Consider the following 13,620-nt stretch of genomic DNA (forward strand, 5'->3'; position numbering starts at 1 on the left):
GGAGGCCCCCATTTCCACAACATTTACCTGTTTTAATTCCGCTATGCGCGATGGCGCCGACACCCTCCCCCCGCTTCTCGCGGCACTGGGCGGCGCGCGCCCCAGCCGCCCCCCCGTGTGGTTCATGCGCCAGGCCGGGCGCTCTCTGCCCGAGTACCGCGCGCTGCGCGGGCGCGGGGCGCGGGGCGCGGGCATGACGGGGATGCTCGGGGCCTGCCTCGATCCCGCCACGGCCGCCGAGGCGACCCTCCAACCCGTGCGGCGCCACGGCGTCGACGCCGCGGTCCTCTTCTCCGACATCATGGTCCCCCTCGCCCTGGCCGGGGTCGGGGTGCGCATCGAACCGGGGATCGGGCCCATCGTCGACCACCCGATCCGCACGCCCGCCGACGTCGCCGAACTCACCGCCCACGCCCTGGGGGAGGCCCCTGCCGGCCCCAGTGGCCTGGCGGCCATCGAGGAGGCCGTGCGCGCCGTCGTCGCCGAGCTCGGATCCCCGGGCGCCCCCGGCGCGACGGGCGGAATGCCGCAGCGCGCGCTGGCGGGCCTGGCGCACTCGCGCGGCACCTGGGGGTGGACGCCGCTCATCGGCTTCGGCGGGGCCCCCTTCACCCTGGCCGCCTACCTCGTGGAGGGACGGCCGAGCCGAGACCACCTGGCCGCGCGCACGCTCATGCACTCCGACCCCGCCGCCTGGGACGCACTGCTGGACTGGTGCGCGCGGATCACGGGCGAGTTCATCGCCCTGCAGATCCGCGCCGGGGCCAGCGCCGCCCAGCTCTTCGACTCCTGGGCCGGGGCCCTCAGCCCCGAGGACTACCGCGAGCGCGTGGCCCCCCACTCGGCGCGCGCGCTGGAGATCGCGGGCCGGGCCGTCTCCCCCGCAACGGGAGGCCGCGCCCCGCTCATCCACTTCGGCACGGGCACCGCCCGCATCCTGGCGGACATGCGCGCCGCAGGGGCCGACGCCGTCGGCGTGGACGACCGCACGGATCTGGCCTGGGCGATCAGCGAGCTCGGGGGCGAGGGGGCGTGCCCGGTGCAGGGCAACCTCGACCCGGCGCTGCTCGCCGCGCCATGGGCGGTGCTCGGGCCCGCCGTGGACGCCTGCCTGGAGGCGGGGCGCGCAGCGCCCGGGCATGTGCTCAACCTCGGCCACGGCGTCCCCCCGACGACCGACCCGAACGTGCTCACCCGCGTCGTGGCCCGCGCCCACGGCGACGGGGACTGGGAGGGCGCGGCCCTGGCCGGCTGGGACGGCTGGCCGGGGCCCTCGGCGCCGGGAGGGAGTGACGCGCCGTGAGCGCGGCAGGGGGGCGCAGGGGGCGCACGGCCCCGCCCTGCCCGCCGCCGGCGGAGGTGGACGCGCTCGTCGTCGGCGGGGGCGTGGCGGGGCTGACCGCGGCCTGGGAGCTCACCCGCGCGGGGCTGCGCCCACTGCTCGTGGAGGCCCGCGGCTACACCGGGGGCCTCATCGCGGGCGGCGAGATCGGCGGGGTCGAGATGGATCTCGGCGCCGAGAGCGTGGTCCTGCGGGGCGGGGCCGTCACCACCATGCTCGACGCCCTCGGCCTGGAGTCCACCGCCCATCGCGGGCGCCCGAGGCTCTTCCTGCCGCCGATGAGCGACGCCGACGCGGCCCCGTCAGACAGTTGGGGCCTCCACCCCTTCCCGCGCGACGCGATCCTCGGCATCCCCGCCGACCCGCTGGCCGACGACGCCCGCGCGATCCTCGGCGAGGCGGGGGCCCGCCGCGCCGCCCGCGACCGCGGGCTCGACGGGAGCGTCGGCACATCCCCCGCCGACCCGCGCGATCTCGCCTCCCTCGTGCGCGCCCGGATGGGACGGGCCGTGCTCGACCGGCTGGTGCGCCCCATCGTCGCCGGCATCCACGCGAGCGATCCCGCGGTCCTCGACTCCGACGTCGTCGTGCCCGGCCTGCGCGACGACGTCGCCCGCCTCGGCTCCCTCCAGGCGGCGATCCGCGCGCGCCTGGAGGAGCGGCGCGCCCGCCCGGCGGGGCGGCGCAGCGGCGAGGTCTGCGTCGTCGGGGGGATGCACCGACTCACCGCCGCCCTGCGCGCGGCGATCGAGTCCGCAGGCGGAACGGTGCTCACCCGTTGGGGCGCGCAGAGGATGCGCCTGGAGGGCGGCGCCGGCCGGGCGGGCTCCTGGCGCGTGGCGCTGGCCCCCACGGGACCCGGGGCGACGCCGTCGGACGAGCCCAGCGCCGTGGGCACGGCCCACCAGGTCCGGACGGGCCGCGTCGTGCTGGCCTGCTCGGCGCGCGCCGCGCTGCGCCTCCTGGCCGGGGCGCCGGGGATCGACCCCGGGGCGCTGGACATCACCGTCCCCTCAGGCGCGCCGATCGCGCGCCTGACGATCGTCGCCCGCGCCCCGGGGCTGGCCGGGGCGCCGGTGGGCTCGGGACTGCTCGTGGCACCGGCCTCATCCGCCGCCCCCTGCCCCGTGGCGGCGAAGGCACTGTCCCATCTGGACGCGAAATGGTCCTGGATCGCCGAGGGGCTGCGCGAGCGCCACGGCGAGGGCGCGGCGGCGCTGCGGCTGTCCTACGGGAGGCCGGGCGAGCCGCGCCCCGAGCCCGCGCTGGCAGGCGCTCTTGCCGACATCACGGCCCTGACCAGCGTCCGAATCAAACTCGATGACGTGTTGGACCACCGCCTCATCCGCTGGGATGGGACACTTCCCCCTGCGAGGCCCGACTACCGGCGGCGCACCGCGCGCCTGGAGGAGGCCGTCGCGAGCATCCCGGGCCTGGGCCTCACGGGCGCCTGGGTGGCGGGCACGGGGATCGCGGCCGTCGTCACCCATGCCCGCGAGCGCGCGGCGGGGATGGTCGGGCGGACCGGCGCCCGGGGAACTGCGCCCGGAGGAACAGAGGAGGATTCATGACATCCGCTACGCCCTCACCAAGGACGATCCGCGTGGGTACGCGGGGATCCGCGCTGGCCAGAGCCCAGTCGGGGATGATCGCCCGCGCCCTGGAAAGCGCCGCGGCGGCCGCAGGGGAGCCGGTGGGGGTGGAGCTCGTGCCGGTGCGCACCCAGGGCGACGTCGACGCCTCATCCCTGGCGGGGCTCGGCGGGGTGGGGGCCTTCGCCGCCGCGCTGCGCCTGGCGGTGCTCAACGGTCAGTGCGATCTGGCCGTCCACTCCTTCAAGGACCTGCCGACGGCGCCCGTGCGGGGACTGCGCGTGTGGGCCACGCCCAAGCGGGAGGATCCTCGTGACGCCCTGTGCGGCCGCAACGGCATGGACCTCGACGACCTGCCGCGCGGGGCGCGGGTGGGGACGGGCTCGCCCCGCCGCGCCGCCCAGCTCCTCCTGCGGCGGCCGGATCTTCAGATCGTCGACATCCGGGGGAACGTGCCGACGCGCCTGTCGCGCGTGGCCGGGACCGGGGTCCGGCCGGACGGGCCGCTCGGGGCGCGCCAGCCCGAGCTGGACGCCGTGGTCCTGGCGATGGCGGGTCTGCTGCGACTGGGCCTGGCGGACCGCGTGACCGAGGCCTTCGACGAGGACGTCATGCTGCCGGCGGCCTCCCAGGGGGCCCTCGCCGTGGAGGCGCGCGCCGACGCCGACCCCTTCCTGGCCTCCCTGCTGACCGGCCTCGATCATGCTGCGACGCGGGCCGAGGTGACCGCTGAGAGGGCCCTCATGGAGGGACTGGGCGCGGGCTGCGCGGCGCCGGTGGGCGTGCTCGCCCAGGTCGACGAGAGGGGCCTGCTCCTCGACGCCGCCGTCATCGCCCTCAGCGGCTCGGAGGCGGTGCGCTCGCGCCTGCGGATCCCCGACACCCGCGACGCCGAGGCCCTGGGACATCGCCTCGCCTCCGACCTGCTGGGCTATGGAGCCGGGGATGTCGCCGATCTCCACGCCACGAAACCGCACCGAGCCGGGGAGCAGCGGTGAATCGCCATCTCGGCGCCACCGGCGCGGCGGGGCCGCTGGCGGGGGCGCGGGTGCTCCTGACACGGCGCGTTGCCGGTGACCGCATCGCGGCGGCCCTGGAGGAGGCGGGGGCCGAAGTCGTCGCGGTGGCGCTGACCGAGACCGTACCGGGGGACCCCGAGGTGATCTCGCGGGCGCAGGAGCGCCTGGCCGCCGGCGCCTATGCCTGGGCGGTGATCACGAGCGCGCGCGCACTTGACGCGATGAGCCTGGCCTCGGCCCCCGTCTCGACGCGCCTGGCCGTGGTCGGCCCGGGTACGGCGAGGGCGCTGGAGGAGGCCACCGGCCGACGGGCGGACGTCATCGCCGACGGCGCGGGGGCGGGCCTCCTGCGCGAGCCTCTGCTGGCGCGCGGGCCCGAGGGCCTCGGGGGACCCGGGGGCGGCGCCGGGGGCGCGCGACTGCTCCTGCCGACCTCGGCGATCGCCGATCCCGTGCTCGCCGACGGGCTCCGGACGGCCGGATGGCTGGTGGAGGCCGTGCCCGCCTACTCGACGCGGACCGCTGCGGCCGACTCGCTCCCGCCCGGGCTCGCCCGGGCCTGGGCCTCCGCCGCGGGGCCGGCGGCGGCCAGCGGTTTCGACGCCGTCGTCCTGCTCGCGGGCTCGGGCGCCCGGGCATTGCACGAGCTCCTGGGAGCACCGCCGGAGCGGGGCGCCCGGCGGCGCACCGCCGTCGTCGCCCTCGGACCCTCGACCGCGGCCGAGGCGGCCCGGCTCGGGCTCGGCCCGGACGTCGTCGCCGAGTCCCCCACGCCGCGAGGCGTCGTCAGCGCTGTCAGTTCGGTCAGCGCTGCCGGTGCCATCGGTGCCGCCGGCGGCGCCGCCTCAGTCATCACGGGCCCGCGACCCGCCGGCCCCCGCCACGCACCGGCCTTGGAGGAGCGCTCATGACCCAGCCAGCCCTGCCCGATCCCCGCGACCCCGCGACCTCGCCGGCCGCCGTCGTCCTCACCACCAGGGGCGTGCCCGCGCCGGAGCGGCCCGTCATCCGCCCCCGGCGACTGCGCGCGACGGCGGCGATGCGCGCGCTCGTGGCGCAGACGCGGATCGACCCGGCCCGCCTCATCCAGCCGCTGTTCGTGCGCGAGGGCATTGATGAGCCGCGCCCCATCGAGGCGATGCCCGGCGTCTTCCAGCACACCCTCGACTCCCTGCGGCGCGAGGCGGCGGCCTGCGCGGCCGCGGGCGTCGGGGCGATCGACCTGTTCGGGGTGCCCGAGCACCGCGATGAGACCGGGTCCGGCGCCTGGGCGGCCGAGGGCATCCTCAACCGGGGCGTGGCGGCGGTGCGCGAGGAGGTGGGCGACGCGCTCGTCGTGTGCGCGGACACCTGCCTCGATGAGTTCACCAGCCACGGGCACTGCGGCCTGCTGCGCCCCGAGGGCGATCCGCGCGCCGGCGAGGTGGACAACGACTCCACCCTGGCCTGCTACCAGGCGATGGCCGTGGCGCAGGCGGAGGCCGGGGCGCATATGGTCTCCCCGTCGGGGATGATGGACGGGCAGGTCGCGGCCATCCGGGCCGCGCTGGACGCCACCGGGCACGACGACGTCGCGATCCTCGCCTACTCGGCGAAGTACGCCTCGGCGTACTTCGGGCCGTTCCGGGAGGCGGTGGGCTCCACGCTGACGGGCGACCGGCGCACCTACCAGCAGGACCCGGCGAACCGTCGCGAGGGTCTGCGCGAGGCGATGCTCGATATCGCCGAGGGGGCGGACATCGTCATGGTCAAGCCCGCGGGCCCCTACCTCGATGTGCTGGCCGACGTGGCGGCTGCGAGCCCGGTGCCGGTGGCGGCCTACCAGGTGAGCGGCGAGTTCGCGATGGTGGAGGCGGCGGCGCAGCGCGGCTGGATCGACCGCGAGCGCGTCATCGCCGAGTCGGTGCTGGGGATCATGAGGGCCGGCGCGGACACCGTGCTGACCTACTGGGCCCGCGAGATCGCCGAGGGGCTGTGAGGCCGGTACCCGGCGGGCCCACGGGTGGCCAACGGGTTGAGCGCCCCCGGTGACCCCGCGACCTCCGCATGAGTGAGCGGGCTCCGAGCGGCGGGGCCCGATCCGCGCTCGCCCGCGTTCCTCAGCGGGTGCAGCAATTAGGCTCGCCCTCGGAACCCGCACGCCAGGAGGCCCGCATGCCCGACACCCCAGCCACCAGCGCCAGCACCGCGAACAGCGCACAAACCGCAGCCGACCCGACGAGCACGGCCCTGTTCGAGGCCGCCCGCGCCGTCATCCCCGGCGGCGTGGACTCCCCCGTGCGAGCCTTCGGCTCGGTGGGGGGCGCGCCGCGCTTCATCGCCTCGGCCGGCGGGGCCCGCGTGCGCGACGCCGAGGGCCGCGACCTCGTGGACCTCGTGGGCTCCTGGGGGCCGGCGCTCCTGGGCCACGCCCACCCGGAGGTGGTGGCCGCCGTCCAGGAGGCCGCCGCGCGCGGCCTGTCCTTCGGCGCGCCCACGGAGTCCGAGACCATCCTGGCCGAGCTCGTGCGCGAGCGCGTCCCCGCGGCGGAGCGGGTGCGCTTCGTGTCCACCGGGACCGAGGCGACGATGACGGCGATCCGCCTGGCGCGCGGCGCCACGGGCCGCGACCTCGTCGTCAAGTTCGCCGGCTGCTACCACGGGCACAGCGACGGCCTCCTGGCGGCGGCCGGCTCGGGCGTGGCCACGGGTGGCCTGCCGGGCAGCGCGGGGGTTCCGTCGGGCATCGCGGCGCTGACCATCGTCCTGCCCTACAACGACACCGCCGCGTTGAGGGAGTGCTTCGCCGAGCGCGGGGGCGAGATCGCCGCGGTCATCACCGAGCCGGCGCCCGCCAACATGGGGATCGTCCCGCCCGAGCCCGGCTTCAACGAGGAGATCCGCCGCCTGACCGCCGCCCACGGTGCGCTCATGATCGCCGATGAGGTCCTCACCGGCTTCCGGGTGGGGCCTGCGGGCTTCTGGGGACTGGAGGCCCTCGACGGCTGGTCCACGGATCTTCCCGATGGCGGCGCCGCGGTGGCGGCCGCGCCTTCGTGGCCCGGGGCCGACTGGCGGGAGCGGGCCGCCTGGGTTCCGGACCTGCTGACATTCGGGAAGGTGATCGGCGGGGGGATGCCGCTGGCGGCCGTCGGCGGGCGGGCGGATGTCATGGATCTGCTGGCACCGCTCGGGCCCGTCTACCAGGCCGGCACCCTCTCGGGGAACCCTCTGGCGACGGCGGCCGGCATCACGACGCTGCGCCTGGCCAACGACGCCGTCTACGCCTCCGTGGCCTCCGCCTCCGCGCGGATCCAGGCTGCGGTGTCCGGGGCGCTGACCGCCGAGGGCGTGGCGCACCGGGTCCAGCGCTCCGGCTCGCTGTTCTCGATCATGCTGGGCGCCGAGGCGGCCGAGCACGGGGTGCGCGACTTCGCGCAGGCGCAGGCGCAGGAGACGCACCGCTTCCCACCGTTCTTCCATGCCTTCCTCAGCGCCGGGGTGGCGCTGCCGCCGAGCGTCTTCGAGGCCTGGTTCGTCTCCGCGGCGCACGGCGATGCGGAGATCGGGGCCGTCGCCGCCGCGGCCCCCGCCGCCGCGCGGGCACTGGCCGATGCGGGCGCTCGCGCGGCGGCGGTCGATGAGATTGGCGAGGTTTGAGGATTCCTTTTTCTGACGCGACGCCAGATCATCTGTTATCGCAGTTCAGAAGCACACGGTCACCCGCGAGCCGAGAGCGCCGGCCCTCAGGGGCCCGAGCAATCCTCAAACCTCGCCACTTCGCCCGAACGACTCAGGCCCGCAGTGGTCTCGTCGTTCCAGATCCGCGCTTGGTACCGTCATGTCATGACGACCGCATTCGGAGAGTCGGCCCTCGGGTCACTCGGGTCGCGGCTGCGCAGGCACCGTGAGGACGTACTCGAGTACCTCACCGGGTTCCACATGAGCGATGTACGGGTCTTCGGCTCCGTCTCACGGGGCACTGACGGCGAGGCCTCCGACATCGACCTGCTCGTCCACGTCGACAGGCCCCTCAGTCTCCTCACGCTCGCTCACGCCGAGCGCGGTCTGCAGGGCCTGCTCGGTGCGCCGATCGACCTCGTCCCCGACAACGCCATCCGTCCCGACCTTCGCGAGCGCATCCTCAGCGAGGCGGTCCCACTATGAGCCGGACTCAGCGCGAGTGCCTCCTCGAGGCGCTTGTCCATCTCGACCAGATCATGCGATACGCCGAGCGCGATCTCGCCGATGACGCCGTCCGGGATGCCATCGCCCTGCGCCTCGCCGCTGCGATCGACTCCCTCGCGCGCCTGCCCCAGGACGATCTCGCGGGGATGTTCGGCGACGTCTGGCACGACATCAAGGCGACGCGCAACCGCATCGTCCACGGTTATCTCACTGTCAGTGCCGAGATCATCGACGCCACGGTCGCCGAGGACCTGCCGGAGCTGAGGGTCATCATCGAGAATGCCTTGGCGGCGGTCGATGAGATTGGCGAGGTTTGAGGATTCCTTTTTCTGACGCGACGCCAGATCATCTGTTATCGCAGTTCAGAAGCACACGGTCACCCGCGAGCCGAGAGCGCCGGCCCTCAGGGGCCCGAGCAATCCTCAAACCTCGCCACTTCGCCCGAACGACTCAGGCCCGCAGCTCCGCGGCCACGAGCTCGGCGAGCTCGACGGCGTTGAGGGCGGCGCCCTTGCGCAGGTTGTCCCCCACGACGAAGAACTGCAGGCCGTGGCCGGGCTCGAAGGCCTGGTCGGCGCGCAGGCGGCCCACGAAGGTGCCGTCGCGGCCCGCACCCTTGAGCGGACTGGGGACGTCCTCATAGGTGACGCCGGGGGCGGCGTCGAACAGCTCGCGGGCCCGCTCCACGCTGATCTCCCGCTCGAACTCCGCATTGACGCTCAGCCCGTGCCCTGAGAACACGGGGACGCGCACGCAGGTGCCCGAGACCAGCAGGTCCGGGATCTCCAGGATCTTGCGGGACTCGTTGCGCAGCTTCTGCTCCTCATCGGTCTCCCCGGAGCCATCGCCCGCGTCGGAGCCGGCCCATGCCACGGCGTTGAAGGCGATGGTGTCCACGTACACGCCGGGCTCGGGGAAGTCCACGGCCCGGCCGTCGAGCGCCAGGCCCTCCAGGTCCTGGTCGGCAACGGCGCGCACCTGGCCCGCCAGCTCGGCCACGCCCGCGCGCCCGGAGCCGGAGACGGCCTGGTAGGTGGACACGATGAGCCGCTTGAGGCCGGCCTCCTCGTGGAGCACTTTGAGGGCCGGCATGGCGGCCATCGTCGTGCAGTTGGGGTTGGCGATGATGCCCTTGGGCCGGTCGGCCAGCGCATGCGGGTTGACCTCGGAGACCACCAGCGGCACCTCGGGGTCCTTCCTCCACGCGGAGGAGTTGTCCACGACGACGGCGCCCGCGGCGGCGAAGCGGGGGGCGTGCTCACGGCTCGCGGCCCCACCGGCGGAGAAGATGGCGACGTCGATTCCCGCCAGATCCGCGGTGGTGACGTCCTCGACCTCGACCCTCTTGCCGCGGAACTCCACGACGGTCCCGGCGCTGCGGGCCGAGGAGAAGAAGCGGACGGCGCGGGCGGGGAAGCCGCGCTCCTCCAGCATGGCGCGCATGACGCGCCCCACCTGGCCGGTGGCCCCCACGACGGCGACGACGACCCCGTCACCTGATCCGATGTACTCGTTGACTGGGGCGCTCATCGGCCGGTCCCTCCGTAGACGACTGCTTCCGCGGCATCGGCGTCGAGGCCGAAGGCGGTGTGGACTGCTCGGACGGCGTCGTCGAGGACGGCGTCATCCACCACCACGGAGATGCGGATCTCGGAGGTGGAGATCATATGGATGTTGACCCCGGTCTCGGCCAGCGCGTTGAACAAGCGGGCGGAGACCCCGGCGTTGGATCGCATACCGGCACCGACCAGCGAGAGCTTGCCGATGTCCGGGTTGAAGTGCAAGGAGCGGAAGCCGAGCTCCCCCTTGGCGGCCTCGAGGGCCTCGCGGGCGGAGGCGGAGTCGCCGTCGGGGCAGGTGAAGGAGATGTTCGTCAGGCCCGTGCCCTCGGCGGAGACGTCCTGGACGATCATGTCGATATTGGCGTCGGTGCCTGCCACGATCGCGAAGATGCGGGCGGCGGCGCCGGGGACGTCGGGCACACCGACCAGGGTGATCTTGTCCTGGCTGCGATCGTGCGCGATCCCGGAGATGACGGGGGCTTCCACGTGGTCCTCCTTGGCGGACGGGCGAGGCCGGGCCTCGGCCCGGGCGGTGATGGCGCGGCGGTGGGCGGCGTCGACACTGGCCGACGAGGGGGCCTCGGCGCCCTCGGGGGCGACGACGCGCCCGGACAGGCCGTCGAGGATGGGGGCTCCGACAGTACCGGGCGCGGGGCGGGGAGCGCTCGCCGCGGCGGCATCAGTGCCGACGGCGCCGACCGACTCGACATCCGCGGCGACGACCTCGTTGAGGCGCTCGGCGGCGGCGGGCGGCACGAAGGCGCCGGGGCGCGTGCCGTCGTAGATCCAGGTGCCGGTCTTGTCCGAGAAGGAGGAACGCACGTGGAGGGGCACCCCGAAGCGGCGGGCGTACTCGACGGCGCGCAGGTGGAGGATCTTGGCCCCGTGAGCGGCCAGCTCGAGGGTCTCCTCGCTGGAGAGCGACTCCACGCGCCGGGCCGTGGGCACGATCCGGGGATCGGCGGTGAACAGGCCGTCGACGTCGGTGTAGATCTCGCAGACATCGGCGTTGAGGGCGGCGGCCAGGGCGACGGCGGTGGTGTCCGAGCCCCCGCGGCCGAGCGTGGTGACGTCCTCGACCTCGTTGATGCCCTGGAAGCCGGCGACGATGGCGATGGCGCCGGTCTGGATGGCGCGGGCGACGCGCTCGGGCAGGACGCCGACGATGGAGGCGCGCCCGTACTTGGAGTCGGTGAGGACGCCGGCCTGCGCGCCCGTGTAGGCGCGGGCGGGCACGCCGAGCTCATCGATGGCCATGGCCAGCAGCGCCATGGAGATGCGCTCACCGGCGGACAGCAGGATGTCCATCTCGCGCGCCGGGGGCGCGGAGGTCAGGGCGGCGGCCTGGTCGAGGAGGTCATCGGTGGTATCACCCATGGCGGAGACGACGACCACCACCGTGTTGCCGGCCTCGCGGGTGGCGACGACGCGCTTAGCGACGCGTCGAATCGCCTCGATGTCGGCAACGGACGAGCCGCCGTACTTCTGGACGACCAGGGCCATCGTGTTCTCCTCACCTCGGGGCCGCGCCGTTGGGGGCGGGGCACGGCCGCTCGGTCCGTAAGGGAGTCCGTGGAACCGTGCGACGAGCCCACGACGGCGTGGCCTGGAAACGAGCATACGGCGCGTCCGTTACACGGGCATGTCGACTCTCCCATCTCGAGGTGGAGCGCGGGCGCTGCGGCGGATGGAGGACCCGCACCCGGTCCGGTGCCACGATCCTCGACGAACGGCCTCAGCCCTGGACCACGATGACGCGCTTGCCGGCGGCCGAGCGCTCCTCGGCGTCGCGGTGCGCGCGGGCGGCAGCAGGCCCAGCGGTGGTGATGAGGACCATCCGACCGCCGGGAACCAGGAGCGCGCGGTAGGCCAACGAGTCCGCACCGACGGCGTCGAGGATCGCGTCGTAGCGACCAGTGACCGCACTCGGCCGCACCGAGAGATAGTCGAGGACTTGGGAGGCGCCCGCCTGGACGGCTGCGGCCGGGTTGGAGCCCGTGACCGCATCCACGTTCGCCCCCAGGATCGCCAGCAGGTCCCGGGTCAGGTCGGCCACCATGCCCTCCTCATCCACGCGCCCCTGCAGGTGGACGCCGCCGAAGGGGATCCCGAGCAGCGCCGCGTAGCCGGAGTCCGTGAGGAGCGTGCGCACGGCGTCGGCGAGGCGCTCGTCCGTGCGGGCCCTGCGGCCCGTGCCCCTGGCCGGGTGCACGGACTGTTCCGCGGAGGACCTCCCTGCTCGAAGCCGACTGTTAGCGGGTCCGCTCAGGTGTCCAGGTCCGCGAGCCCGGCCGGCACGTCCGCGATGGCCTCGGCGATCGGCGTCGGGCCGTCGCAGAAGGGGATGACCCGGTGGATCGTCCGGTCATCCGCGAGCGCGGCGGCGGCCACGGCGGCCACATTGGCGCGCGAGGTGAGCGTGCGGCGCCCGATGGCGTCGTCGGGGCCGGTGCGCGCCACCGTGATCCGGCCGCTCGGCTCCTCCGTGGTCAGCACGCCCGGCCCCAGGATCGTCCAGTCCAGGCCCGTGGTCTGCAAGTGGCGGTCGGCGGCGAGCTTGGCGAGGGCGTAGGCGCGCAGCGGGTGGTCGTCGGGGATCCGCCCGTGCGATCCGATGAAGGAGACCATGACGTAGCGGCGCGCCCCGGCCCGTCCGGCGGCCTCCATGGTGCGGATGGCGGCCTGGCGGTCGACGGCGTCGGTGCGCTCGGGCCCGCCCTTGCCCGCGGCGCCGGCGGACCAGACGATCGCGTCGGCCCCGGAGAAGGCCTCGGCGAGTTCATCAACGCCGGCATCCTCGACGCTCAGGACCAGCGGCTCGGCGCCCGTCGCCGCGACGTCGTCGGCCTGGGCGGCGTCGCGGATGAGGGAGATGACATCGTCGCCGCGCCCCACGAGCAGGGGCGCGAGCAGCAGGGCGACCTTGCCGTGGCCGCCGACGATGACGATGCGGGACATGAGGGCTCCTTCCATCAGCGCTTCCCCGCCCACCCTACGCGCCGGCCCTCCACGGCGCACCGGCGCCCCCACCCCGCTCCTCCCCACTCGAAAGATGCGGGAACGGATGGGAGAGGGGGCGGGCTCACTCGACGCGGCGCCGCCCCTCGAAGGCGCGCCCGAGCGTGACCTCGTCGGCGTACTCCAGGTCGGAGCCCACGGGCAGGCCCGAGGCGAGGCGGGAGACGGGCACGGACATGGTGCGCAGCATCCGGGTGAGATAGGCGGCGGTGGCCTCCCCGACGACGTCGGGGTCGGTGGCCAGGATGACCTCCTCGACCTCGCCGGAGCCCAGGCGGGCGAAGAGCTCGCGCACGCGCAGGTCGTCCGGGCCCACCCCGCTGATGGGGTCGATGGCGCCGCCGAGCACGTGGTAGAGCCCCCGGTACTCGCGGGTGCGCTCGATGGCGACGACGTCCTTGGGCTCCTCGACGACGCAGATGACGCGGCCGTCGCGGCGCGGGTCGCGGCAGATCGCGCACTGCTCGGACTCGGCGATGTTGCCGCAGGTGGCGCAGAAGCGCACGCGCGCCTTGACGGCTCGCAGGGCCTCGATGAGCCGCTCCACGGAGGCCGAATCGGCGGCCAGGATGTGGAAGGCCATGCGCTGGGCGGATTTGGGGCCGACGCCGGGCAGCTCGCCGAACTCATCGATGAGGTCCTGGACGGCGCCTTCGTAGACAGCGGGCACGCCTCAGCGTCCTTCCTGAGTGACGGTGACCTCTTCCAGGACGGTGGCGCCCAGAAGCCGCTTGACGACCTCGAGGCCGACGACTCCGGCCTCCTCGGCGTCCTCGTCGTCCTCGCTGGGGGTGTCCTCCTCCAGGGGCACGGCCGGCGAGCCGGCGCTGCCGGCGGCGCCCGGGGAGCCGGAGGGACTTCCGGTGCGGCCGGGCCGACCCCGGCCGGGCAGGGCCTGGCCGCGGGCGGCGGCGCGCGCG

14 protein-coding genes are annotated in these 13,620 nt (G+C 74.8%); 8 read left to right on the forward strand and 6 right to left on the reverse strand.

What is annotated here, in order from left to right:
• Positions 1-43: 43 nt before the first annotated feature.
• The 8 genes from B1H55_RS05685 (at position 44) to B1H55_RS05720 (ending at position 8,437) form a co-directional block, all read left to right on the forward strand.
• Positions 44-1,303 carry a uroporphyrinogen decarboxylase gene (locus B1H55_RS05685; protein ID WP_080461631.1) on the forward strand — a complete coding sequence of 420 codons (1,260 nt, stop codon included), beginning with the start codon at positions 44-46 and terminating at the stop codon, positions 1,301-1,303.
• Entirely contained in the window at positions 1,300-2,913 is a 1,614-nt protein-coding gene (locus tag B1H55_RS05690; RefSeq protein WP_077240681.1) for a protoporphyrinogen/coproporphyrinogen oxidase, read from the forward strand. Before B1H55_RS05685 ends, B1H55_RS05690 begins: the two co-directional genes overlap by 4 nt.
• Complete coding sequence (gene hemC / locus B1H55_RS05695) at positions 2,910-3,932, forward strand: hydroxymethylbilane synthase (protein ID WP_077240682.1); 1,023 nt, start codon at positions 2,910-2,912, stop codon at positions 3,930-3,932. The genes B1H55_RS05690 and hemC overlap by 4 nt, the downstream gene beginning before the upstream one ends.
• Complete coding sequence (locus B1H55_RS05700) at positions 3,929-4,864, forward strand: uroporphyrinogen-III synthase (RefSeq protein ID WP_077240683.1); 936 nt, start codon at positions 3,929-3,931, stop codon at positions 4,862-4,864. The genes hemC and B1H55_RS05700 overlap by 4 nt, the downstream gene beginning before the upstream one ends.
• The gene (hemB, locus tag B1H55_RS05705) at positions 4,861-5,931 is read left to right on the forward strand and encodes a porphobilinogen synthase (RefSeq protein WP_073453544.1); all 1,071 of its coding nucleotides are present in this window, start codon (positions 4,861-4,863) and stop codon (positions 5,929-5,931) included. The genes B1H55_RS05700 and hemB overlap by 4 nt, the downstream gene beginning before the upstream one ends.
• A 176-nt stretch (positions 5,932-6,107) precedes the next feature.
• On the forward strand, positions 6,108-7,592 hold the full coding sequence (hemL, locus tag B1H55_RS05710) for a glutamate-1-semialdehyde 2,1-aminomutase (RefSeq protein WP_231952687.1): 1,485 nt from the start codon (positions 6,108-6,110) through the stop codon (positions 7,590-7,592).
• A 186-nt stretch (positions 7,593-7,778) separates the two neighbouring features.
• A complete protein-coding gene (locus B1H55_RS05715; protein ID WP_096519537.1) occupies positions 7,779-8,099 on the forward strand; it encodes a nucleotidyltransferase family protein in 321 nt (106 codons plus the stop codon).
• Positions 8,096-8,437: a HepT-like ribonuclease domain-containing protein gene (locus B1H55_RS05720; RefSeq protein ID WP_077240685.1), complete on the forward strand. Its 342-nt coding sequence runs from the start codon at positions 8,096-8,098 to the stop codon at positions 8,435-8,437. The genes B1H55_RS05715 and B1H55_RS05720 overlap by 4 nt, the downstream gene beginning before the upstream one ends.
• 133 nt (positions 8,438-8,570) lie before the next feature.
• Here B1H55_RS05720 and B1H55_RS05725 read toward each other — a convergent pair whose 3' ends face one another.
• The 6 genes from B1H55_RS05725 to B1H55_RS05750 form a co-directional block, all read right to left on the reverse strand.
• Positions 8,571-9,650, reverse strand: a complete 1,080-nt coding sequence (locus tag B1H55_RS05725; protein ID WP_077240686.1) for an aspartate-semialdehyde dehydrogenase — start codon at positions 9,648-9,650, stop codon at positions 8,571-8,573.
• A complete protein-coding gene (locus B1H55_RS05730; RefSeq protein ID WP_077240687.1) occupies positions 9,647-11,185 on the reverse strand; it encodes an aspartate kinase in 1,539 nt (512 codons plus the stop codon). The genes B1H55_RS05725 and B1H55_RS05730 overlap by 4 nt, the downstream gene beginning before the upstream one ends.
• A 232-nt stretch (positions 11,186-11,417) precedes the next feature.
• The gene (locus tag B1H55_RS05735) at positions 11,418-11,894 is read right to left on the reverse strand and encodes an MDR/zinc-dependent alcohol dehydrogenase-like family protein (RefSeq protein WP_077240688.1); all 477 of its coding nucleotides are present in this window, start codon (positions 11,892-11,894) and stop codon (positions 11,418-11,420) included.
• Positions 11,895-11,947: 53 nt separating this feature from the next.
• Positions 11,948-12,640: an NAD(P)H-binding protein gene (locus tag B1H55_RS05740; RefSeq protein WP_077240689.1), complete on the reverse strand. Its 693-nt coding sequence runs from the start codon at positions 12,638-12,640 to the stop codon at positions 11,948-11,950.
• A 124-nt stretch (positions 12,641-12,764) separates the two neighbouring features.
• Entirely contained in the window at positions 12,765-13,370 is a 606-nt protein-coding gene (gene recR / locus B1H55_RS05745) for a recombination mediator RecR (protein WP_073453555.1), read from the reverse strand.
• Between the two features lie 3 nt (positions 13,371-13,373).
• On the reverse strand, positions 13,374-13,620 hold a 247-nt coding region (locus B1H55_RS05750; protein WP_143222413.1), incomplete at its 5' end, for a hypothetical protein.

The organism is Actinomyces denticolens, assembly GCF_002072185.1.
GTDB classification, from domain to species: Bacteria; Actinomycetota; Actinomycetes; order Actinomycetales; family Actinomycetaceae; genus Actinomyces; species Actinomyces denticolens.

Bases quoted from the DNA above. Each gene is read 5' to 3' on its own strand.
- B1H55_RS05685 (WP_080461631.1), top strand. From the start codon at position 44: ATGCGCGATGGCGCCGACACCCTCCCCCCGCTTCTCGCGGCACTGGGC.
- hemB (WP_073453544.1), top strand. From the start codon at position 4,861: ATGACCCAGCCAGCCCTGCCCGATCCCCGCGACCCCGCGACCTCGCCG.
- B1H55_RS05715 (WP_096519537.1), top strand. From the start codon at position 7,779: ATGACGACCGCATTCGGAGAGTCGGCCCTCGGGTCACTCGGGTCGCGG.
- B1H55_RS05725 (WP_077240686.1), bottom strand. From the start codon at position 9,650: ATGAGCGCCCCAGTCAACGAGTACATCGGATCAGGTGACGGGGTCGTC.
- B1H55_RS05730 (WP_077240687.1), bottom strand. From the start codon at position 11,185: ATGGCCCTGGTCGTCCAGAAGTACGGCGGCTCGTCCGTTGCCGACATC.
- B1H55_RS05720 (WP_077240685.1), top strand. From the start codon at position 8,096: ATGAGCCGGACTCAGCGCGAGTGCCTCCTCGAGGCGCTTGTCCATCTC.
- hemC (WP_077240682.1), top strand. From the start codon at position 2,910: ATGACATCCGCTACGCCCTCACCAAGGACGATCCGCGTGGGTACGCGG.
- hemL (WP_231952687.1), top strand. From the start codon at position 6,108: ATGCCCGACACCCCAGCCACCAGCGCCAGCACCGCGAACAGCGCACAA.
- B1H55_RS05740 (WP_077240689.1), bottom strand. From the start codon at position 12,640: ATGTCCCGCATCGTCATCGTCGGCGGCCACGGCAAGGTCGCCCTGCTG.